This is a genomic window from Enterobacter sp. SA187 (genome assembly GCF_001888805.2).
GTDB lineage: Bacteria > Pseudomonadota > Gammaproteobacteria > Enterobacterales > Enterobacteriaceae > Enterobacter_D.
Map to the genome: position 1 here is coordinate 2,530,158 of NZ_CP019113.1, position 20,829 is coordinate 2,550,986.

At 58.5% G+C, this 20,829-nt stretch carries 20 protein-coding genes; 12 read left to right on the top strand and 8 right to left on the bottom strand.

Translation table 11 applies throughout. The features are described from left to right. Positions 1-132: 132 nt before the first annotated feature. From speFL to kdpF, 7 genes are all read right to left on the bottom strand, one after another. Positions 133-237 (bottom strand): leader peptide SpeFL, encoded by a 105-nt coding sequence (gene speFL, locus BMF08_RS21160; protein WP_110510109.1) that lies wholly within the window; start codon positions 235-237, stop codon positions 133-135. A 306-nt stretch (positions 238-543) separates the two neighbouring features. Then, positions 544-1,221, bottom strand: coding sequence for a two-component system response regulator KdpE (gene kdpE / locus BMF08_RS12100; protein WP_072567822.1), 678 nt, complete (start codon positions 1,219-1,221; stop codon positions 544-546). Next, positions 1,218-3,905, bottom strand: coding sequence for a two-component system sensor histidine kinase KdpD (kdpD, locus tag BMF08_RS12105; protein WP_072567823.1), 2,688 nt, complete (start codon positions 3,903-3,905; stop codon positions 1,218-1,220). Before kdpD ends, kdpE begins: the two co-directional genes overlap by 4 nt. Then, positions 3,902-4,483 (bottom strand): potassium-transporting ATPase subunit KdpC, encoded by a 582-nt coding sequence (gene kdpC, locus BMF08_RS12110; RefSeq protein WP_072567824.1) that lies wholly within the window; start codon positions 4,481-4,483, stop codon positions 3,902-3,904. Before kdpC ends, kdpD begins: the two co-directional genes overlap by 4 nt. 11 nt (positions 4,484-4,494) lie before the next feature. Next, the gene (kdpB, locus tag BMF08_RS12115; RefSeq protein WP_072567825.1) at positions 4,495-6,543 is read right to left on the bottom strand and encodes a potassium-transporting ATPase subunit KdpB; all 2,049 of its coding nucleotides are present in this window, start codon (positions 6,541-6,543) and stop codon (positions 4,495-4,497) included. A 10-nt stretch (positions 6,544-6,553) separates the two neighbouring features. Continuing rightward, on the bottom strand, positions 6,554-8,233 hold the full coding sequence (gene kdpA / locus BMF08_RS12120) for a potassium-transporting ATPase subunit KdpA (protein ID WP_072567826.1): 1,680 nt from the start codon (positions 8,231-8,233) through the stop codon (positions 6,554-6,556). Further along, on the bottom strand, positions 8,233-8,322 hold the full coding sequence (gene kdpF / locus BMF08_RS12125) for a K(+)-transporting ATPase subunit F (protein WP_042392117.1): 90 nt from the start codon (positions 8,320-8,322) through the stop codon (positions 8,233-8,235). The genes kdpA and kdpF overlap by 1 nt, the downstream gene beginning before the upstream one ends. 308 nt (positions 8,323-8,630) lie before the next feature. Here kdpF and BMF08_RS12130 point away from each other — a divergent pair, with 308 nt between their 5' ends. From BMF08_RS12130 to nei, 8 genes are all read left to right on the top strand, one after another. Then, positions 8,631-8,837: a YbfA family protein gene (locus tag BMF08_RS12130; protein ID WP_072567828.1), complete on the top strand. Its 207-nt coding sequence runs from the start codon at positions 8,631-8,633 to the stop codon at positions 8,835-8,837. Positions 8,838-9,066: 229 nt separating this feature from the next. Then, positions 9,067-10,023: a YbgA family protein gene (locus BMF08_RS12135; protein WP_072567829.1), complete on the top strand. Its 957-nt coding sequence runs from the start codon at positions 9,067-9,069 to the stop codon at positions 10,021-10,023. Between the two features lie 12 nt (positions 10,024-10,035). Continuing rightward, entirely contained in the window at positions 10,036-11,454 is a 1,419-nt protein-coding gene (phrB, locus tag BMF08_RS12140; RefSeq protein WP_072567830.1) for a deoxyribodipyrimidine photo-lyase, read from the top strand. A gap of 12 nt (positions 11,455-11,466) precedes the next feature. Beyond that, the gene (locus tag BMF08_RS12145; RefSeq protein WP_072567831.1) at positions 11,467-12,210 is read left to right on the top strand and encodes a type 2 GTP cyclohydrolase I; all 744 of its coding nucleotides are present in this window, start codon (positions 11,467-11,469) and stop codon (positions 12,208-12,210) included. 14 nt (positions 12,211-12,224) lie between these two features. Beyond that, positions 12,225-12,881: a 5-oxoprolinase subunit PxpB gene (pxpB, locus tag BMF08_RS12150; RefSeq protein WP_072567832.1), complete on the top strand. Its 657-nt coding sequence runs from the start codon at positions 12,225-12,227 to the stop codon at positions 12,879-12,881. Continuing rightward, entirely contained in the window at positions 12,875-13,807 is a 933-nt protein-coding gene (gene pxpC / locus BMF08_RS12155; RefSeq protein WP_072567833.1) for a 5-oxoprolinase subunit PxpC, read from the top strand. Before pxpB ends, pxpC begins: the two co-directional genes overlap by 7 nt. Further along, on the top strand, positions 13,797-14,543 hold the full coding sequence (gene pxpA / locus BMF08_RS12160; protein WP_072567834.1) for a 5-oxoprolinase subunit PxpA: 747 nt from the start codon (positions 13,797-13,799) through the stop codon (positions 14,541-14,543). The genes pxpC and pxpA overlap by 11 nt, the downstream gene beginning before the upstream one ends. Then, positions 14,536-15,327: an endonuclease VIII gene (gene nei, locus BMF08_RS12165; RefSeq protein ID WP_072567835.1), complete on the top strand. Its 792-nt coding sequence runs from the start codon at positions 14,536-14,538 to the stop codon at positions 15,325-15,327. Before pxpA ends, nei begins: the two co-directional genes overlap by 8 nt. Positions 15,328-15,423: 96 nt before the next feature. Here nei and BMF08_RS12170 read toward each other — a convergent pair whose 3' ends face one another. Continuing rightward, the gene (locus BMF08_RS12170) at positions 15,424-16,710 is read right to left on the bottom strand and encodes a citrate synthase (RefSeq protein WP_072567836.1); all 1,287 of its coding nucleotides are present in this window, start codon (positions 16,708-16,710) and stop codon (positions 15,424-15,426) included. Positions 16,711-17,346: 636 nt separating this feature from the next. On the opposite strand from BMF08_RS12170, the gene sdhC reads away from it, so the two are divergent. Genes sdhC through BMF08_RS12190 form a run of 4 tightly spaced genes read left to right on the top strand, consistent with a single transcriptional unit; the run spans position 17,347 to position 20,591 of the window. Next, entirely contained in the window at positions 17,347-17,751 is a 405-nt protein-coding gene (gene sdhC, locus BMF08_RS12175; protein WP_072567837.1) for a succinate dehydrogenase cytochrome b556 subunit, read from the top strand. Then, positions 17,745-18,092: a succinate dehydrogenase membrane anchor subunit gene (gene sdhD, locus BMF08_RS12180; protein ID WP_072567838.1), complete on the top strand. Its 348-nt coding sequence runs from the start codon at positions 17,745-17,747 to the stop codon at positions 18,090-18,092. Before sdhC ends, sdhD begins: the two co-directional genes overlap by 7 nt. Further along, a complete protein-coding gene (sdhA, locus tag BMF08_RS12185) occupies positions 18,092-19,858 on the top strand; it encodes a succinate dehydrogenase flavoprotein subunit (RefSeq protein ID WP_072567839.1) in 1,767 nt (588 codons plus the stop codon). Before sdhD ends, sdhA begins: the two co-directional genes overlap by 1 nt. 16 nt (positions 19,859-19,874) lie before the next feature. After that, on the top strand, positions 19,875-20,591 hold the full coding sequence (locus BMF08_RS12190; protein WP_072567840.1) for a succinate dehydrogenase iron-sulfur subunit: 717 nt from the start codon (positions 19,875-19,877) through the stop codon (positions 20,589-20,591). The last annotated feature ends 238 nt before the right edge of the window (positions 20,592-20,829 follow it).

Here is a 20,829-nt window from a genome sequence, read left to right on the forward strand (position 1 = left end):
TAAATAAGCGTCAGCGCCGGAAAATAAACTCCGGGGAAAACGTTATTTTTATTTATGTTGGGCGTGCACGAAACCAGACGTCAGCTAACTCGCTGAAATCAGGAAAAGAAGGCAGACCCGAAACCGGAACGGTTATCGGGCGTTAAAGAAATGAAAGTCGAAGCTGTTACGGTGGGCAAACATCATAATATGGGTGGTGCGTCTTATATGGGGCATCAGCCTGCTGTTATTTTCCATAATAAAATCCTTTTGCTGTTTGAAAGCGCGGTCATTTTATCCTGGAAATACGGGTAGTCTGTGAGGGCGATCAACAAAAACAGCGCAGATCAGAAATATTTAGTCGGTAAAAGTGAATAATGCCGTACGGATCGCCTGGTGGCGTGAAAAGGTTAATTAGATGTTATAAAGCTGCTTTTAATATATTTTTGCTGTTTTATTCACCTGGTGGAAATAAATGGCCTCCAGGCCTCAAATAAATGAATAAAGCGGGCAGGATTGCGTGTTTTTATTCAAACGCAAGAGAAGACGTGTTAACAGGGACGCTTACAGCATAAAACGATAGCCGATGCCGGTTTCCGTTAACAGATGACGCGGGCGCGCCGGATCGCTTTCCAGCTTCTGGCGCAGGTGGCCCATATAGATGCGCAGATAGTGGCTGTGCTCAACAGCATTCGGCCCCCACACCTGGCTTAGCAGCTGGCGCTGGGTCAGCACTTTGCCGTGATTATTTAACAGCACCGCCAGCAGGCGAAACTCAATGGGCGTGAGGTGGATCTCTTCGTCATTACGGGTAATGCGCCGCGCCGCCAGATCGACCTGAATATCGGAAAAACTGACCAGCGGATCGCTTTGCCGCGCCCCGGCATGACGGCGCAGCGCCACCCGAAGGCGCGCCTGTAACTCGCCAATGCCGAACGGCTTGCTGAGATAATCGTCGGCACCGGCATCGAGGGCGGCGATCTTGTCGCTCTCCTCAATGCGCGCCGACAGCACCAGTACCGGCACCTGGCTCCACTGGCGCAGATCGCGAATAAAATCAATGCCGTCGCCGTCCGGCAGGCCGAGGTCAAGGATCACCAGGTCGGGCTTGCGCGTGACGGCTTCGAGCAGACCGCGCTGTAAGGTTCCGGCGTCGTAAACGCGCAGGCCATCGGCCTCCAGCGCGGTGCGCAGAAAGCGGACAATGGCCTGTTCATCTTCAACAATGAGTACGCTTATCACAGATCCTCGGGGAGTTCAGTCAGGGCCGGGGGGGATCCCTGCGGCAGTGTAACACAGAAACAGGCCCCGCCTTCCGGGCGGTTAGCGGCGGTAATAGTGCCGCCGTGCACGCTGACAATCGCCTGGCAAATGGCCAGCCCCAGCCCGACGCCGGGAATAGCCGACTCTTTATGACCACGGGCAAATTTATCAAAAATACTCGCCTGTTGCCCCTCCGGAATGCCGGGGCCGTTATCCCATACCGCCAGCCGGAATTCCTCTTTTTCGACACGGGCGGAAATGCCGATCTGCGCCGTCGGCCCGGCGTATTTCAGGGCGTTTTCCAGCAGATTGATCAGCACCCGCTCGAACAACGGCCCGTCGATATGCACCAGCATCAGCGGATCCGGCATCTCAAGGGCGATCTGCCGGCTGCCGGGCAGCGCCTCCATGGTGCGCAGCGCGCTGCCGATCACTTCTTCCAGCGTCAGCCACTCCTTTTTAAGATTAAATCCGCCGGACTGAATACGCGCCATATCCAGCAGATTATTCACCAGCCGCGTGGTGTTCAGCACATGCTGACGGATTTCACTGGCCTGGGTGGCGTGGGGCGAGCCTTCGCTGGCCAGATCCAGCGTCAGGATCTCCGCCTGGCCGAACAGCACCGTCAGCGGCGTACGCAGGTCATGGGACAGCGCCGCCAGCAGCGCATTGCGCACGCTTTCCCGCTCGCTCGCCAGCCGCGATTGCTGTTCGCTGGCGGTGAGCGCCAGACGCTCCAGGGCGTTCGCCACCAGCAGGGTAAAGGTTTCCAGCAACCGCTGCTGTTCAGGGATCATCAGCTGGCGCAGGCTGGTGGGCTCCACCACCACCAGGCCGCGGGTTTTATCGGCGCTGTTCAGCGGCAAAATTTGATAGGGCACGCCGGGCAGCGTATCGGTGCCCGCGCCCGCAGGCTGGCCTTTGGTAAAGCTCCACTGGGCGATGGCGTCATCCCAGGGCGTCAGCCCCGGCTGGCGGGTGAGGGCGGTCAGCGTGCCGTCCGGTCCGGCGATCAGCAACTGGCTTTGCGCGTGAAAGGTGGAGCGGATAAAGGCTTCGCTGGTGGCGGCGATGTCGCGCTCGTTACGCCCGGCGGCCAGCGCTTTCGACAGCTCATACAGATGCCGGGTACGCTGCTCGCGGTAACGCGCCACCCGCGCCTGATAGCGCACGCCAGCGGTGAGATTACCGATCACCAGCCCGACGGTGAGCATGACGCCGAAGGTCAGCAGATACTGCACGTCCGACACCGCCAGGGTACCGCGCGGGGCGATGAAAAACAGATCGAAGCTGACCACGTTAATCACCGTCGCCAGCACCGACGGCCAGCGGCCATAAAACAGCGCGACTATCACCACGCCCAGCAGGTAGAGCATCACCAGGTTGGCGGCGTCAAAGGCCATCAGCCACTGGCTGGCGATCAGGGTGATCAGCGCGCACAGCCCGACGGCCACCAGCGTACCGGTGAGCTGCACGCGCCAGCGATCCAGCCACGGCCGGGTGTCCGTCGTACGGGCGGCGGCAGGGGCGGGTTTATCTTCCAGGGCGACGATCATCAAATCCAGATCGGGAGCCAGCCGCGCCAGCCTTTCGGCAAAGGTTTCATGCTGCCAGAAACGGCGCGATGTACGGCGGCCGGTGATAATTTTGCCGAGATTATGCTCACGGGCGTAGCGGACAATCGCCTTTTCCTGCTGTGGATCCGCAAGGGTGGCGGTTTCCGCGCCCAGTTCCTGAGCTAAGCGTAACGCGCTGAGAATGGCGCGGCGCTGCGCTTCCGGCAGTTTGTGCAGAGTGGGGGTTTCCACGTACACCGCATGCCATTCGCTGCCGAGTTTGGCCGCCAGACGCGCGGCAGTACGCACCAGTTTTTCATTACCGGTGCCGTGACCGATGCACAGCAAAATGGCGTCCCGCGTATGCCAGACTTTCTCCTCGCCGGGGCGACCGCGAAAGGCGCGCATCTGCGAATCCACCCGGTCGGCGGTGCGGCGCAGCGCCAGCTCGCGCAGGGCGATCAGATTGCCTTTACGGAAAAAGTGTTCGATGGCGCGCTCGGCTTGGCCGCCGAAGTAGACTTTGCCATCGTGCAGGCGCTGGCGCAGATCGTCCGGCGGCAGATCCACCAGCACCACTTCGTCGGCGGCATCAAAAAAGGGATCCGGCACGGTTTCCCGCACCTGGATCCCGGTGACGCCGCTGACCACATCGTTGAGGCTTTCCAGATGCTGCACATTAACGGTGGTGAACACATCAATGCCTGCTTCCAGTAACTCTTCTACATCCTGCCAGCGTTTTGGATGGCGTGAGCCGGGCGCATTGGTGTGCGCCAGCTCATCCATTAAGATCAGCGCCGGACGCCGCGCCAGGGCGGCATCCAGGTCAAACTCATCCAGCTCCCGCCGCCGGTGAGCGATACGGCGGGGCGGCAGCGTCGCCAGCCCCGTCAGCATCGCCGCGGTTTCCGGGCGGCCATGGGTTTCCACCACGCCGATTAAAATATCCAGCCCCTGCGCCCGCAGGCGCTGCGCTTCCGCCAGCATGGCGAAGGTTTTGCCGACCCCGGCGCAGGCACCAAAAAACACCTTCAGCTTGCCGCGATGGGGGGCAGCGGCCTGCTCCAGCAGGCGGTCAGGATCCGGGCGCAACGGCTCGTCTGTCATTCAGGATTATCCTTAAGCGCGTCCAGCGCGAGGTTTAACTCAACGATATTCACCACCGGCTCGCCGCTAAACGCGATGAGCGGCTGCTGCGTATGGCGTTCGACCAGCTGCGACAGCACCTCTGCCGACAGCCCACGGGCCTGCGCCACGCGCGGGATCTGCCAGCGCACCGCCGCAGGGCTGAGGCCATAATCCAGCCCGCTCGACGAGGCGGTGACCAGCTCTACCGGCACGCGCTGATCCGCCTGGGGGTTGGCCGCCCGCAGCGCGGCGACGCGCTCACGGATCGCCGTATCCAGCGCCGGATTGCTGGCCGCCAGATTACTGCCGCCGGACGCCAGCGGATTATAAGGCGAATCTGAAGTTACAGAAGGGCGACCGTGAAAATATCCCGGCGCGCTAAAGTTTTGCCCGATCAGCCGCGAGCCACGAACCTCATCTTCCACGCGGATCAGCGAGCCGTTCGCCTGGTCGCGGAACCACCACTGGCCCAGCACGGTAGTGACCAGCGGGTACAGCCCGCCGGTGATCAAGGTTAAGAATAACAACAGCAGAACAGCAGGACGTAAAACAGCCATTTTCAGGATCCTTACACCAGACCGGTGAGCGACAACAGCAGGTCAATCAGCTTGATGCCGATAAAGGGCACCACCAGGCCGCCGAGACCGTAAATCCACAGGTTACGGCGCAGCATGGCGGAGGCGCTCAGGGGCTTATAGCTCACGCCTTTCAGCGCCAGCGGAATGAGAAACACGATGATCAGCGCGTTAAAGATCACCGCGCTTAAAATCGCCGACGCCGGGGAGTGCAGGTGCATCACGTTCAGTGCGTTCAGCTGCGGATAAGTCACCGCGAACGCCGCCGGGATAATGGCGAAATACTTCGCCACATCGTTGGCGATACTGAAAGTGGTGAGCGAGCCGCGTGTCATCAGCATCTGTTTACCGATATGCACCACTTCGATGAGCTTGGTGGGGTTTGAGTCCAGATCCACCATGTTACCCGCCTCTTTCGCGGCCTGGGTACCGGAGTTCATCGCCACTGCCACATCTGCCTGCGCCAGCGCTGGCGCATCGTTGGTGCCGTCGCCGGTCATTGCCACCAGACGGCCATCGGACTGATACTGGCGGATCAGCGCCAGTTTCGCTTCCGGCGTCGCTTCCGCGAGGAAATCATCGACGCCCGCTTCGGCGGCAATAGCCGCAGCGGTCAGGCGGTTATCGCCGGTGATCATCACGGTTTTGATACCCATGGCGCGCAACTGGGCGAAACGCGCCTTGATGCCGCCTTTGACGATATCTTTCAGGGCGATGACGCCGAGCACCGTTGCGCCGTCCGCCACCACCAGCGGCGTGGAGCCCTGACGGGCGACGGTTTCCACCAGCGCGTCGACATCCGGCGGGAAGTGCCCGCCGTTGGCCTCGATATGGCGGCGCAGCGCATCCACCGAGCCTTTACGGATCAGACGATCCTGAATATTGATGCCGCTCATGCGCGTCTGGGCGGTGAAGGGCACGAAAGTCGCATTCAGGCTCTGAATATCCCGCTCGCGCAGATTAAAGCGCTGACGGGCGAGGATCACGATGCTGCGGCCTTCCGGCGTTTCATCCGCCAGCGAGGAGAGCTGCGCGGCGTCTGCCAGCGCCCGTTCTTCCACCCCTTTTACCGGCAGGAAGGCGGAGGCCTGACGGTTGCCGAGGGTGATGGTGCCGGTTTTATCCAGCAGCAGCACATCGACATCGCCTGCCGCTTCCACCGCGCGTCCGCTGGTGGCGATCACGTTTGCCCCCAGCATACGGCTCATCCCCGCCACGCCGATGGCGGATAACAGCCCGCCGATGGTGGTCGGGATCAGACAGACCAGCAGCGCCACCAGCACCGTCACGCTGACCGCCGTGCCGCCGTAAGCCGAGAACGGCCACAGGGTCGCCGTCGCCAGCAGGAAAACGATGGTCAGCGCCACCAGCAGAATGGTCAGCGCGATTTCGTTCGGCGTTTTGCGGCGTTGCGCGCCTTCCACCATGGCGATCATGCGATCAAGGAAGGTTTCGCCAGGGTTAACGCTGCACTGGATCACCAGCCAGTCAGAAAGAATGCGTGTGCCGCCGGTCACCGAGGCAAAATCGCCGCCGGATTCGCGGATCACCGGCGCGGATTCACCGGTAATGGCGCTTTCATCCACCGACGCGCCGCCTTCGATCACTTCGCCGTCGCAGGGGATAATGTCACCGGCTTCCACCAGCACAATATCGCCCTTGCGCAGATCGGCAGCGGGCACCTGATCCTGCTGCGCATCGTGACGCGGGGCGCGCAGCTTGCGGGCAAACGCCGTTTTCTGTACCCCTTTCAGGCTGTTGGCCTGGGCTTTACTGCGGCCCTCCGCCAGCGCTTCGGCAAAGTTGGCGAACAATACGGTAAACCACAGCCAGAGGCTGATGGTGCCGGTAAATCCGGCGCTGCCCGACATCTGCCCGGTGGCCATCGCCACGCACAGCAGGGTGGTGAGCAGGCTGCCCAGCCAGACCATAAACATCACCGGGTTGCGCCACTGCGCACGCGGGCTTAATTTGCGGAAAGAATCTAAAAGTGCCTGACGAACCAGCGCGGGTTCGAGCAGGGCAAGTTGCTTGCGGCTCATTGTGTGCGCCTTAACGTAAGGAAAGATGTTCTGCGACCGGGCCTAAGGCCAGCGCGGGAATAAAGGTCAGCGCACCCACCAGCAGCACGGTGCCGATCAGCAGACCGACAAACAATGCGCCGTGCGTGGGCAGGGTGCCGTTACCGGCGGGCTGGCGTTTTTTCATCACCAGCGACCCGGCGATAGCCATGACCGGGATGATCACCCCGAAGCGCCCGGCGAACATGCAGACCGCCAGCAGACAGTTCCAGAACGGCGTGTTGGCGCTCAGTCCGGCAAAGGCGCTGCCGTTGTTGTTCGCGGCAGACGACACCGCATACAGCACTTCGCTGAAGCCGTGGGTGCCGGGGTTTAACATGCCTGCGCGTCCGGCCTCGGTCATCATCGCCAGCGCGGTGCCGAGCAGCACCAGCAGCGGGGTGACGAGGATCGCCAGCGCGGTCATTTTCATCTCGCGGACGTCGATTTTTTTGCCGAGGTATTCCGGCGTGCGGCCAATCATCAGCCCGGCGATAAAGACTGCCAGCAGGACGAACAGCAACATGCCGTACAGACCGGATCCGACGCCGCCGAACACCACTTCGCCGATCTGCATCAGCCACAGCGGGATCATGCCGCCCAGCGCGGTGAAAGAGTCGTGCATGGCGTTCACCGCACCGCAGGAGGCCGCCGTGGTGACCACTGCATACAGGCTGCTCGCCAGAATGCCGAAGCGACTCTCTTTGCCTTCCATATTGATGTGGCTGTCTGCGCCAAACGCCGTGAGGTTAGCGTTGCCGTGCAGCTCGCCCCACATTACCAGCGCAACGCAGACCACGAAGATGATGGACATCGCCCAGAGGATCATGTGACCCTGGCGTTTATCGCCGACCGCGTCGCCAAAGGCGAAGCAGAGCGCGGCGGGGATGATAAAGATCGCCAGCATCTGCACCAGGTTGGTCAGCGCGGTGGGGTTTTCAAACGGATGCGAGGAGTTGGCGTTAAAGAAACCGCCGCCGTTGGTGCCCAGCAGTTTAATGGCTTCCTGCGAGGCCACCGGTCCCATCGGCAGCACCGACTTCGCCCCTTCCAGCGAAGTAAAGGGCTGATAGGCATCGATGTTTTGCAGTACGCCCTGTTGCATAAAGAACAGCGCCAGCAGCAGCGAGAGCGGCAGCAGGATCCACAGGGTAATGCGCGTCAGATCGACCCAGGCGTTACCCAGCGTATTAACGCTTTGTCGGGCGAACGCGCGGATCAGCGCAAAGAGCACCGCAATGCCGGTAGCGGCAGAGAGGAAGTTCTGTACCGTCAGCCCGACCATCTGGCTGAAATAGCTGAGCGTGCTTTCACCGGCATACGACTGCCAGTTGGTGTTAGCGACAAAACTCACCGCAGTATTCAGCGCCAGATGCCATGACAGGCCAGGCAGTTGCTGCGGGTTCAGCGGCAGATGATCCTGCACCATCAGCATCGCGAACAGCAGCACCAGCCCGCAAATATTGATCGCAAGAATGGCGAACAGATATTGCCGCCAGTTCATCGGCGACGGATTAATGCCCAGCCCGCGCCACAGCAGGTTTTCAACGCCCCCCGTGCCTGCAAGGGGCGCACCGCGCACCATTTTTGCCAGTACGCCGCCCAGCGGTCGTGCCAGCACCATCAGCACCAGCATAAAGCTGGCGATCAGTAAAAACGCCTGAGCCGCCATCAGAAGGCCTCCGCGTTTATCAGGGCGTAAACCAGATAGCCCAACAACAGGAAAACCAGTACCACACCGGTTATTACGCCTGCACTCACAATCCACCTCCAGGTGTCTTTTGTTAACGTAGTGAAGGTAGGATTTTCGGTGCAAAGATTTCGCAAAAATCAGGCGGGCGGGTGTAAAAAAAGTATAAAAATGAAAAATGGCACAATTTAACTAAGGTTTAGTATTTATTTAACTATTTTGTAACTTAATTACGGTGGGTTGTGTAAATATTGGCTAAACAGGTGAAAAATAGTGGTCGGATGAGTAGTAAAATTACAAACAAAACGGTACTATTTTAACCAGTTCAGCAGATTCATTTTTACGGTGAATGTTACCGACCAACAAAAGGGGGAAGCTTATGTCTTTATATCGGGAATATCCTGCACACGTCATTTTCGTACGCCGCGCTTTCGCCGTTGCGGCAGGCATCATCGCATTACCGGTGATGTTATTCTGGAAAGATCGTGCACGTTTTTACAGCTATCTGCATCGGGTCTGGGCGAAAACCAGCGATAAGCCGGTGTGGATGGATCAGGCCGAGAAAGTCGCCTGCGATTTCTACTAAGAAGCAAAGCGCACACAGCAAACTACAAGCCCATGCGGCAAAAAAAGAAAAACCGCCAAATCTGATTTGGCGGTTTTTTTATGCCTGTAGATCCGCTATTCATTGTGAAACGTGTTCGGTTGCTGCTTTTACCAGCAGTCAGCTGTTCATCACGTGTTCCACGCAAACCGGCGCGGTATTTTTTGATGTTCTCAGGCTACACTCATTTTACGGGCTAAAAGGAGTCGTTATGAGTGAGAAAATCCCTGTTGGCATCAGCGCCTGTCTGTTAGGGGAACAGGTGCGTTTTGATGGCGGCCATAAGCGTCTGGCGTTTGCGGTTGAAGAGTTATCGCCGCTGATGAAATTTGAGCCGGTATGCCCGGAAATGGCGATTGGCCTGCCGGTGCCGCGTCCGGCGCTGCGGCTGGTAAAAAAGGATACGGGTGACCTCTCGCTGCGCTTCAGCGACGGGCGCGAAGGCGACCTGACGCAGGACATGATCGACTTTGCGGAAAAACGCATCAGTCAGTTTGACCGCCTGTGCGGTTATATCGTCTGCGCCAAATCCCCCAGTTGCGGCATGGAGCGGGTGCGCGTCTACGAACTGGAAAACAATAATAACCGTAAAGCCGGGCGCGGCATCTATACCGACGTGCTGATGAAAACTTTCCCCTGGCTGCCGGTGGAAGAAGACGGGCGGCTGCACGATCCCATGATCCGCGAAAACTTCGTTGAGCGCGTCTATGCCCTGCATGAACTGAACAGCGTGCGCGAGCGCGGCCTGACCCGCGGCGAGCTTATCGCCTATCACAGCCGCTACAAACTCCTGCTGCTGGCTCATTCACAGCCCAAATACCGCGAACTGGGACGCTTCGTGGCGGCCATACATGAATGGTCATCGCTGGAGGAGTGGTTTGTCGAATATCGTCTGCGGCTGATGGATCTGCTTTCCCATCAGGCCACGCGCCGCAACCATACAAACGTGCTGATGCACGTGCAGGGCTATTTCCGCAAACAGCTTAACGCGCGCCAGCGCGAAGAGCTCTCCTCGCTTATTGACCGCTACCGTCAGGGCACGCAGCCGCTGCTCGCCCCGGTCACCTTACTTAAACACTATATGGCCGAATTCCCGGACGCTTATCTGTCGGGACAGCGCTATTTTGATCCCTGGCCGGAAACGCTTCGTCTTCGCTACGGACATTAATTCAGGAGAGTTATGACCACGCATCTGGTCTGGTTTCGCGCGGATCTCCGCGTGAACGATAATTTTGCGCTCGCGGCGGCCTGCCGCAATCCCCATGCCCGCGTACTGGCACTCTTTATCGCCACGCCACAGCAGTGGGAAAATCACCTGATGGCGCCCCGTCAGGCAGCCTGTATGCAGGCGCAGTTAAACGATCTTCAACAGTCGCTGGCGGAGCGCGGCATTCCGCTGATTTTTAAAGAAGTGGATGACTTTGCTGCCAGCCAGCAGGTAGTAAAAGAACTCTGCGAGGCGCAGCAGGTCACGCATCTTTTTTATAATTATCAGTATGAAATCAACGAGCACCAGCGCGACCGCGCGGTGGAAAAACTGCTGCCGGAGGTGGTGTTTCAGGGCTTCGATGACAGTGTGCTGCTTGCTCCGGGCAGCGTCGTCACCGGCAATCATCAGATGTACAAAGTCTTCACGCCCTTTAAGAACGCCTTTTTACGGCGGCTGCGTGAGGATCTCCCCGAATGCGTCCCCGCGCCAAAAGTACGTGAAGGCGGCGCACTCAGCGACCCTCTCACGCCCATCGGGCTGAACTATCCGCAGCAGGATTTTGATCGTGAGCTGTTCCCGTGCAGCGAAAAAGCCGCCATCGCCCGTTTGCGGGAATTCTGCCAGCAGGGGGCAGGGGAATATGAGGCGCGGCGGGATTTTCCGGCTATCGACGGCACCAGCCGCTTATCCGTTTGTCTGGCGATTGGCTCGTTATCGCCGCGCCAGTGTCTGCATCGCCTGCTGAAAGAGCAGCCCGATGCGCTGGGCGGCGGCGCAGGGGCGGTATGGCTCAGCGAGCTGATCTGGCGCGAGTTTTACCGCCATCTGATGACCTTTCACCCGGAGTTGTGCAAGCACCAGCCCTTTATCGACTGGACGCGTCGCGTGCAGTGGCAGGATAACGACGCGCATTTCCGGGCGTGGCAGGAGGGTAACACCGGTTACCCGATTGTCGATGCCGCCATGCGTCAGATGAATGAAACCGGCTGGATGCACAACCGGCTGCGCATGATCACCGCCAGTTTCCTGGTCAAAGACTTACTTATCGACTGGCGCGCCGGAGAGCGGTACTTTATGTCTCAGTTGATTGACGGCGATCTGGCGGCCAATAACGGCGGCTGGCAGTGGGCGGCCTCCACCGGCAATGATTCCGCGCCGTACTTTCGTATTTTTAACCCCACGACGCAGGGCGAGCGATTCGATAAAGACGGTGAATTTATTCGCCGCTATATTCCGGCGCTGGCGAAGGTGCCCGCCACCGCGCTGCATGAGCCGTGGAACTGGGCCGATAAACAGGGCGTGACCCTCGATTATCCTCGCCCCATTGTCGATCATAAAAAGGCCCGCGTTGCCACGCTGGCGGCGTACGAAGCCGCGCGAAAATCGTAAAGGAGAGGCACGATGAAAAATAGCGATCTGGAAAAACTGATCAACGACAAACTCAACAGTGGCGCGTTCAGCGATTACGGCCCGAACGGACTCCAGGTTGAAGGGCGCGACAGCGTACAAAAAATTATTACCGGCGTCACCGCCAGCCAGGCGCTGCTGGATGAAGCCGTGCGCCTGGGCGCGGACGCGGTGATCGTCCATCACGGCTATTTCTGGAAAAACGAAGCGCCGATCATTCGCGGCATGAAGCGTAACCGCCTGAAAACCCTGCTGGCCAACGACATCAACCTCTACGGCTGGCACCTGCCGCTGGACGCGCACCCGGAGCTGGGCAACAACGTGCAGCTGGCGAAGCTGCTCGGCATCACGGTGATGGGCCAGGTGGACGATCTGGTGCCCTGGGGCGAGCTGGCGATCCCGGTGCCCGGCCCGGAGCTGGCTTCGTGGATCGAAGCGCGTCTGGGGCGCAGGCCGCTGTGGTGTGGCGACACCGGGCCGGAGGAGATCCGGCGTGTCGCATGGTGCACCGGCGGCGGTCAGGGCTTTATCGACAGCGCCGCGCGTTTTGGCGTGGATGCCTTTATCACCGGCGAAGTTTCGGAGCAGACCATTCACTCCGCCCGTGAGCAGGGCCTGCATTTCTATGCGGCGGGTCATCACGCCACCGAGCGCGGCGGTATTCGCGCCCTGAGCGAATGGCTGACGGAAAATACCGATCTGGACGTCACCTTTATTGATATTCCTAATCCAGCCTGATGCGAGGAGCGAAAGTGCAGCGAGCGCGTTGTTATCTGTTAGGTGAAACGGCTGTCGTGCTTGAACTTGAGCCGCCGGTCACGCTGGCCAGCCAGAAGCGGATCTGGCGACTGGTTCAGCGGGCGATGACCATCCCCGATGTGGTGGATGTCATTCCCGGTATGAATAATGTCACCGTGGTATTGCGCGATCCCCAGGGAAACGCGCTGGATGCCATTGAGCGTTTACAGCGCTGGTGGGAGGAGAGCGAGGCGCTGGAGCCGGATCCGCGCTTGATTGAAATCCCGGTGATCTACGGCAAAGAGGACGGCCCCGATCTGCCGCACGTCGCCAGCCACTGCGGCCTGAGCGAAAAACAGGTGGTGGAGCTGCACGCGTCGGTGGATTACCAGGTCTGGTTTCTCGGTTTTCAGCCGGGCTTTCCCTATCTTGGCAGCCTGCCCGCACAGTTAGCGACCCCGCGCCATGCGGAGCCGCGCCTTAGCGTGCCTGCCGGATCGGTGGGCATCGGCGGCGAGCAGACCGGCATCTATCCGCTGCCGACGCCCGGCGGCTGGCAGCTGATTGGCCGCACGCCGCTGGCGCTCTTTGATCCGCACAGCGCTGAACCTGTTCTGCTGCGCCCCGGCGACACCGTGCGTTTTGTGCCGCAAAAGGAGGGCATATGCTGAAGATTATTCGCGCGGGGATGTATACCTCCGTACAGGCCGGAAAACGCAAAGGGCTGCGCCAGTCCGGCATCAGCTATAGCGGCGCGATGGACGGCCCGGCGCTGGAAATCGCCAATGCGCTGGTGGGCAACGAGGCCGACGCCGCCGCGCTGGAAATTACGCTCGGCCAGTGCGAAATCGAATTCACCCACGACGGCTGGTTTGCGCTGACCGGCGCAGGCTGCGACGCGCAGCTTGACGGCAAAGCGGTGTGGACCGGCTGGCGTCAGGCGATGAGCGCAGGGCAGCGTTTGACCCTGAAAAGCCCGCAGCGTGGTATGCGCAGTTATCTGGCCGTGGCGGGCGGGATCGATGTTCCGGAAGTGATGGGCTCGCGCAGTACCGATTTAAAAACCGGCACCGGCGGCTTTAAGGGCCGGTTGCTGAAAGAGGGCGACGTGCTGCCGGTGCTGCCCGCGTCGCGGCAGTTCAGCGGTCCGCAGGGCGTCAAACAGTTACTCTGGGGCAACCGCATCCGCGTGCTGCCGGGGCCGGAATATCACTCCTTCGATAAAAACTCCCTTGAGGCGTTCTGGCGCTTACCCTGGCAGTTAAGCCCGCAGAGTAACCGCATGGGGTATCGTTTACAGGGGGCGCAGCTGACCCGCACCGACACCCGCGAGCTGCTGTCCCACGGGCTGATCCCCGGCGTCATTCAGGTGCCGCACAACGGTCAGCCGATTGTGCTGATGAACGACGCCCAGACCACCGGCGGCTATCCGCGTATCGGCTGTGTGATCGAAGCGGATATGTATCATCTTGCGCAGATCCGCCTCGGCGATCCGATCCATTTTGTGCCCTGCACGTTAGAAGAAGCGCTGAAGGCGCGACGCGAGCAGCGGCTGTTCCTTGACCAGCTGGCTTACGGAGTGCGCGGTGATCGTTGATCTTAATGCCGATCTGGGGGAGGGCGCGGGCTGTGACGCCGCGCTGCTGCAACTGGTTTCTTCTGCCAACATCGCCTGCGGTTTTCACGCCGGTGACGCGCAGATGATGCAGGACGCGGTACGCGAAGCGCTGAAAAACGGCGTCGCCATTGGCGCGCACCCCTCCTTCCCGGATCGGGAAAACTTTGGCCGCACGGCGATGACGCTGCCTGCGGACACCGTTTATGCGCAGATGCTGTATCAGATCGGCGCGCTGGCGGCCATTGCCAGGGCGCAGGGCGGGCAGGTGCAGCACGTCAAACCCCACGGCATGCTCTATAACCAGGCGGCGCAGGACGCGGTGCTGGCGGATGCCATCGCCCGCGCGGTGCACGATCTGGATCCGACGCTCATTCTGGTGGGGCTGGCGGGTAGCAAGCTCATCGACGCGGGCAGGCACTATGGCCTGCCAACGCGCGAAGAAGTCTTTGCCGACCGGGGATATCAGGACGACGGCACTCTGGTGCCGCGCTCGCAGCCCGGCGCGCTCATCAGCGATGAAGAGCAGGCGCTGGCGCAGACGCTGACCATGATCCAGCAGGGCCGGGTGAAAAGCATTCACGACAATTGGGTGAAGGTGAACGCGCAAACCGTCTGTCTGCATGGCGACGGCGATCATGCGCTGGCCTTTGCGCGCCGCCTGCGACAGGCGTTTGAGGCACATAACATTACCATTTCGGCGGTGCAGCATGCCTGAAGGCCCGGAGATCCGCCGGGCGGCGGATACCCTTGAAGCGGCTATCGGCGGGCAACCGCTGACCGACGCCTGGTTCGCCTTTGACCGTCTGCAACCCTACGCCGCTGATCTTATCGGCCAGCATGTGACCCATATGGAGACGCGCGGTAAAGCGCTGCTGACGCATTTTTCCGGCGGCCTGACGCTGTACAGTCATAATCAGCTGTATGGCGTCTGGCGCGTGGTAAAAGCGGGGGAAACGCCGCAGACGACGCGTATTCTGCGGGTGAAGTTGCAGACCGCCGAACGCGCAATACTGCTCTACAGCGCCTCGGACATTGAGATGCTGACACCGGAGCAGCTGGCAAGCCATCCGTTCTTACAGCGCGTCGGCCCTGACGTGCTGGACATGAGCCTGACGGTGGAGGAGGTGAAAGCGCGGCTGTGCTCGCCAAAATTCTGCCGCCGACAGTTTTCCGGTCTGCTGCTGGACCAGGCGTTTCTTGCCGGGCTGGGCAATTATCTGCGGGTGGAGATCCTCTGGCACAGCGGGCTTGCGCCAACGCATAAAGCGGCGCAATTAAGTGACGCGCAGATCGAGGTGCTGGCGCAGGCGCTGCTGGATATTCCCAGGCTCTCGTACCAGACGCGCGGCAAGGCAAAAGAGAACAAACATCACGGGGCGCTGTTTCGCTTTAAGGTGTTTCACCGGGCAGGGAAGAAATGTGAGCGGTGCGGGGGGATCATTGAGAAAACCACGCTGTCGTCGCGGCCGTTTTACTGGTGTCCGGGGTGTCAGATTTGATGTGAAAAGCCGGGTGGCGCTGACGCTTACCCGGCCTGTGGTTACTGGCTGAATTCGTAGGCCCGGCAAGCGAAGCGCCGCCGGGCGCCACAAACCTTAGCGGTTCGTCAGTTCCGATTTGAAATCACGCTGCTCGTAACCGGTGTACAGCTGGCGCGGACGGGCGATCTTGATGCCGTCGTCGTGCATTTCGTTCCAGTGCGCGATCCAGCCAACGGTACGGGCCATCGCGAAGATCACCGTAAACATGGAAGACGGAATACCCATCGCTTTCAGGATGATACCGGAGTAGAAGTCCACGTTCGGATAGAGCTTACGCTCGATGAAGTACGGGTCGTTCAGCGCGATGTGTTCCAGCTCCATCGCCACTTCCAGCAGATCATCTTTGGTGCCCAGCTCTTTCAGCACTTCGTGGCAGGTTTCACGCATTACGGTGGCGCGCGGATCGTAGTTTTTGTAAACACGATGCCCGAAGCCCATCAGACGGAACGAATCGTTCTTGTCTTTGGCGCGACGCACGAATTCCGGAATGTGCTCAACGGTGCTGATCTCTTCCAGCATTTTCAGCGCAGCTTCGTTCGCGCCGCCGTGTGCCGGTCCCCACAGGGAAGCGATACCTGCCGCGATACAGGCAAACGGGTTCGCGCCGGAGGAGCCTGCGGTACGCACGGTAGAAGTAGAGGCGTTCTGCTCATGATCCGCGTGCAGCACGAGGATACGATCCATCGCGCGTTCCAGCACCGGGTTCACTTCGTACGGCTCGCACGGCGTGGAGAACATCATATGCAGGAAGTTACCGGCATAGGAGAGATCGTTACGCGGATAAACAAACGGCTGGCCGATAGAATATTTGTAACACATGGCGGCGACCGTCGGCATTTTGGACAGCAGACGGAATGCAGCGATGTCACGGTGGCGCGGATTGTTGACGTCCAGCGAGTCATGATAGAAAGCCGCCAGCGCGCCGGTCACGCCGCACAGCACAGCCATCGGGTGTGAATCGCGACGGAAACCGTGGAACAGACGGGTGATCTGCTCGTGGATCATGGTGTGACGGGTGACGATGGTGCGGAAATCGTCATACTCTTCCTGGCTCGGTTTTTCACCGTACAGCAGGATGTAGCACACTTCCAGATAGTTGGATTCAGTGGCTAACTGATCAATCGGGAAACCGCGATGGAGCAGGATACCTTCGTCACCGTCGATAAAGGTGATTTTGGATTCGCAAGATGCGGTAGAGGTGAAACCAGGGTCAAAAGTAAATACCCCTTTCGAACCCAGACTACGAATATCAATAACATCCTGACCGAGCGTGCCTTTTAGCACATCCAGTTCAATAGCATCTTCACTATTGTAAGTGATGGTTGCTTTCTTATCAGCCATTTACGGTCTCCTTAGCGCCTTATGCTTAAGACTGCACAGAAGCCGGATTTGCATTCATAGCGAAAATCAATGTTACCAATTTGTTATTTGGCACGACACTCTGCAGAGAGGTGGTACCAGGGTACAGAGCGATGGGCGCTGGCAGGCAAACATTGAAAAACCAGTGAAACAACAGCAAATCAGGGTCTTAGCAGTCCGAATTTGTCAAATCTGTCTATCACTAATAACTGTACTGATAACGTCGGTCAATCCTTCTCACTCTTACATAACTAAATCTCAGGTGAAAGAGAGACCCCATAACTTTTACGAATTATATGCCTTTTCGGCTGTCGTTTGTAACAATAATGTTTAACTATTGTCAAATCCCATGGTTAAAAATTAAAAATATGTTGTTATCGTGATGACGGTCACTGTTCCGCATAAAACCCGACAAACTATATGTAGGTTAATTGTAATGATTTTGTGAACATCCTATACTGCCGCCAGGTCTCCGGAATCCTCTGCCGTCCCGAGCCACCCAGCGTTGTAACGTGTCGTTGAGCATCTGGAAGCGATGTTATTTGCATAACGTGCGGTTATTGAAAGGACGCTGTCTGACCCGCCTGCAGACCGGAGGAAAGGAACTATAAGAACAGCATGTGGGCGTTATTCATGATAAAAAATGTCAAAAAACAAAGACCTGTCAATCTGGATCTGACAACGATCCGGTTTCCTGTTACGGCTATAGCGTCCATTCTGCACCGTGTTTCTGGCGTCATCACTTTTGTGGCGGTCGGGATCCTGCTGTGGTTGCTGGGCCTGTCGCTCTCCTCTCAAGAAGGCTTCCAGTCAGCCGCCGCCATCATGGACGGCTTCTTCGCTAAATTCATCATGTGGGGCATTCTCACCGCGCTGGCATATCACGCCGTCGGTGGTATTCGTCATGCATTGATGGATGTGGGCTATCTTGAAGAGACCTTCGAAGCCGGGAAACGCTCTGCCTGGGTCGCTATTGGTATTACTGTCGTGCTTTCAATTCTCGCAGGAGTCCTCGTATGGTAAGCAACGCCTCCGCATTCGGACGCAACGGCGTACATGACTTCATTCTTGTTCGTGCTACCGCCCTCGTTCTGACGCTTTACATCATCTATATGGTCGGTTTTTTCGCCATTTCCGGCGAGATCACTTATGACGTCTGGACGGGTTTCTTCTCATCCGCCTTTACCAAAGTCTTCACCCTGCTGGCGCTGTTCTCCACGTTAATTCATGCCTGGATTGGCATGTGGCAGGTGCTGACCGACTACGTTAAATCAACGGGCCTGCGTCTTGGTCTGCAACTCGCCATTGTGGTTGCGCTGCTGGTTTACGTTATTTATGGATTTGTTGTGGTGTGGGGTGTGTGATGAATTTACCAGTCAGAGAGTTTGATGCAGTCGTCATTGGTGCCGGCGGCGCAGGTATGCGCGCGGCGCTACAAATTTCCCAGAGCGGCCAGACCTGTGCGCTGCTCTCCAAAGTATTCCCGACCCGTTCCCACACCGTATCTGCGCAGGGCGGTATTACCGTTGCGCTGGGTAACACCCACGAAGATAACTGGGAATGGCACATGTATGACACGGTGAAAGGTTCCGACTATATCGGTGACCAGGACGCCATTGAATATATGTGTAAAACCGGCCCGGAAGCGATTCTGGAACTGGAACATATGGGTCTGCCGTTCTCCCGTCTGGAAAACGGCTCTATCTATCAGCGTCCGTTTGGCGGCCAGTCGAAAAACTTCGGCGGCGAGCAGGCGGCACGTACCGCCGCAGCGGCTGACCGTACCGGCCACGCGCTGTTGCATACCCTTTATCAGCAGAACCTGAAAAATCACACCACCATTTTTTCCGAATGGTATGCCCTTGACCTGGTAAAAAACCAGGATGGCGCGGTGGTAGGTTGTACTGCGCTGTGCATTGAAACCGGCGAAGTGGTGTACTTCAAAGCCCGCGCTACCGTGCTGGCGACAGGCGGCGCAGGCCGTATTTACCAGTCCACCACTAACGCCCACATCAATACCGGCGACGGTGTTGGCATGGCGCTGCGCGCTGGCGTGCCGGTGCAGGATATGGAAATGTGGCAGTTCCACCCGACCGGCATCGCCGGTGCAGGCGTTCTGGTGACAGAAGGCTGCCGTGGTGAAGGTGGTTATCTGCTGAACAAACACGGCGAGCGCTTTATGGAGCGTTATGCGCCGAACGCCAAAGACCTGGCGGGTCGTGACGTGGTGGCGCGTTCCATTATGATCGAAATCCGTGAAGGTCGCGGCTGCGACGGTCCGTGGGGTCCGCACGCGAAACTGAAGCTCGACCACCTGGGTAAAGAAGTGCTGGAATCCCGTCTGCCGGGCATTCTGGAACTTTCCCGCACCTTTGCGCACGTCGATCCGGTGAAAGAGCCGATCCCGGTGATCCCGACCTGTCACTATATGATGGGCGGTATTCCGACCAAAGTGACCGGCCAGGCGCTGACCGTTAACGCCCAGGGCGAAGACGTGGTGATCCCGGGCCTGTTCGCGGTAGGCGAAATCGCCTGCGTATCGGTACACGGCGCTAACCGCCTGGGCGGCAACTCACTGCTGGATCTGGTGGTATTTGGTCGCGCGGCTGGTCTGCACTTGCAGGAATCTATCGCCGAGCAGGGCGCACTGCGCGATGCCAGCGAATCCGATATCGAAGCTTCCCTGACCCGCGTGAATCGCTGGAACAACACCCGTAGCGGTGAAGATCCGGTGACCATTCGTAAAGCGTTGCAGGAATGTATGCAGCATAACTTCTCAGTATTCCGTGAAGGGGATGCGATGGCGAAAGGACTGGAGCAGCTGAAAGAGATCCGCGAGCGTCTGAAAACCGCGCGTCTGGACGATACCTCCAGCGACTTCAACACCCAGCGCGTCGAATGCCTTGAACTGGATAACCTGATGGAAACGGCTTACGCCACGGCAGTATCGGCGAACTTCCGTACTGAAAGCCGTGGAGCGCACAGCCGCTTTGACTTCCCGGATCGTGACGACGAAAACTGGCTGTGCCACTCCCTGTATCTGCCTGAATCGGAATCCATGACGCGCCGTAGCGTCAATATGGAACCGAAACTGCGTCCGGCATTCCCGCCGAAGATTCGTACCTATTAATGCGGAGACAGGATAAATGAAACTCGAATTTTCGATTTATCGCTATAACCCTGATGTCGACGACGCGCCGCGTATGCAGGATTACACCCTGGAAGGCGAAGAAGGCCGCGACATGATGCTGCTTGATGCGCTGATGCAGCTGAAAGAAAAAGATCCGACGCTGGCGTTTCGTCGCTCCTGCCGTGAAGGCGTGTGCGGCTCCGACGGTCTGAACATGAACGGCAAGAATGGCCTCGCCTGCATCACGCCGATTTCGGCGCTGGGTAACGGCACGAAGAAAATTGTCATCCGCCCGCTGCCCGGTTTGCCGGTCGTCCGCGATCTGGTGGTGGACATGGGGCAATTCTATGCCCAATATGAGAAGATTAAGCCTTACTTGTTGAATAATGGACATAATCCGCCAGCTCGCGAGCATCTTCAGTCGCCAGAGCAGCGTGAAAAACTGGATGGGCTGTACGAGTGTATTCTCTGTGCATGCTGTTCCACATCCTGTCCGTCATTCTGGTGGAACCCGGACAAGTTCATCGGCCCGGCGGGTCTGCTGGCTGCGTATCGCTTCCTGATCGACAGTCGCGATACCGAAACCGATCAGCGCCTCGAAGGGCTGAGCGATGCTTTCAGCGTATTTCGCTGCCATAGCATCATGAACTGCGTCAGTGTGTGTCCGAAGGGGCTGAACCCGACGCGCGCCATCGGCCATATTAAGTCGATGCTGCTGCAACGTAGTGCATAAGTAAGATTGCCGGATGGCGCTGCGCTTATCCGGCCTACAGTTAAGTAGGCCCGGTAAACGCAGTGCCACCGGGCAAACCGAGTGAAAATGCAGGAAACCTCTAAAAACTGCCCTGACAGAGAGACAGTTTTTAAAGGTTCCTTCGCGGGCCAACTCAGTGAAAAGAGCTCGCAAGTGAACCCTGGTACGTGCGCCTGGCGGTGTACGGTGTAGTTATCCACGGCGAATAAGCATACCA

Excerpts from the sequence above, each read along its gene's own strand:
- BMF08_RS12135 (WP_072567829.1), top strand. The coding sequence starts at position 9,067 with ATGAGTGAGAAAATCCCTGTTGGCATCAGCGCCTGTCTGTTAGGGGAA.
- pxpC (WP_072567833.1), top strand. The coding sequence starts at position 12,875 with ATGCTGAAGATTATTCGCGCGGGGATGTATACCTCCGTACAGGCCGGA.
- BMF08_RS12190 (WP_072567840.1), top strand. The coding sequence starts at position 19,875 with ATGAAACTCGAATTTTCGATTTATCGCTATAACCCTGATGTCGACGAC.
- nei (WP_072567835.1), top strand. The coding sequence starts at position 14,536 with ATGCCTGAAGGCCCGGAGATCCGCCGGGCGGCGGATACCCTTGAAGCG.
- BMF08_RS12145 (WP_072567831.1), top strand. The coding sequence starts at position 11,467 with ATGAAAAATAGCGATCTGGAAAAACTGATCAACGACAAACTCAACAGT.
- kdpC (WP_072567824.1), bottom strand. The coding sequence starts at position 4,483 with ATGGCTGTTTTACGTCCTGCTGTTCTGCTGTTGTTATTCTTAACCTTG.
- BMF08_RS12130 (WP_072567828.1), top strand. The coding sequence starts at position 8,631 with ATGTCTTTATATCGGGAATATCCTGCACACGTCATTTTCGTACGCCGC.
- kdpA (WP_072567826.1), bottom strand. The coding sequence starts at position 8,233 with ATGGCGGCTCAGGCGTTTTTACTGATCGCCAGCTTTATGCTGGTGCTG.
- sdhD (WP_072567838.1), top strand. The coding sequence starts at position 17,745 with ATGGTAAGCAACGCCTCCGCATTCGGACGCAACGGCGTACATGACTTC.
- speFL (WP_110510109.1), bottom strand. The coding sequence starts at position 237 with ATGGAAAATAACAGCAGGCTGATGCCCCATATAAGACGCACCACCCAT.
- sdhC (WP_072567837.1), top strand. The coding sequence starts at position 17,347 with ATGTGGGCGTTATTCATGATAAAAAATGTCAAAAAACAAAGACCTGTC.
- sdhA (WP_072567839.1), top strand. The coding sequence starts at position 18,092 with ATGAATTTACCAGTCAGAGAGTTTGATGCAGTCGTCATTGGTGCCGGC.
- phrB (WP_072567830.1), top strand. The coding sequence starts at position 10,036 with ATGACCACGCATCTGGTCTGGTTTCGCGCGGATCTCCGCGTGAACGAT.
- kdpD (WP_072567823.1), bottom strand. The coding sequence starts at position 3,905 with ATGACAGACGAGCCGTTGCGCCCGGATCCTGACCGCCTGCTGGAGCAG.
- kdpB (WP_072567825.1), bottom strand. The coding sequence starts at position 6,543 with ATGAGCCGCAAGCAACTTGCCCTGCTCGAACCCGCGCTGGTTCGTCAG.
- BMF08_RS12170 (WP_072567836.1), bottom strand. The coding sequence starts at position 16,710 with ATGGCTGATAAGAAAGCAACCATCACTTACAATAGTGAAGATGCTATT.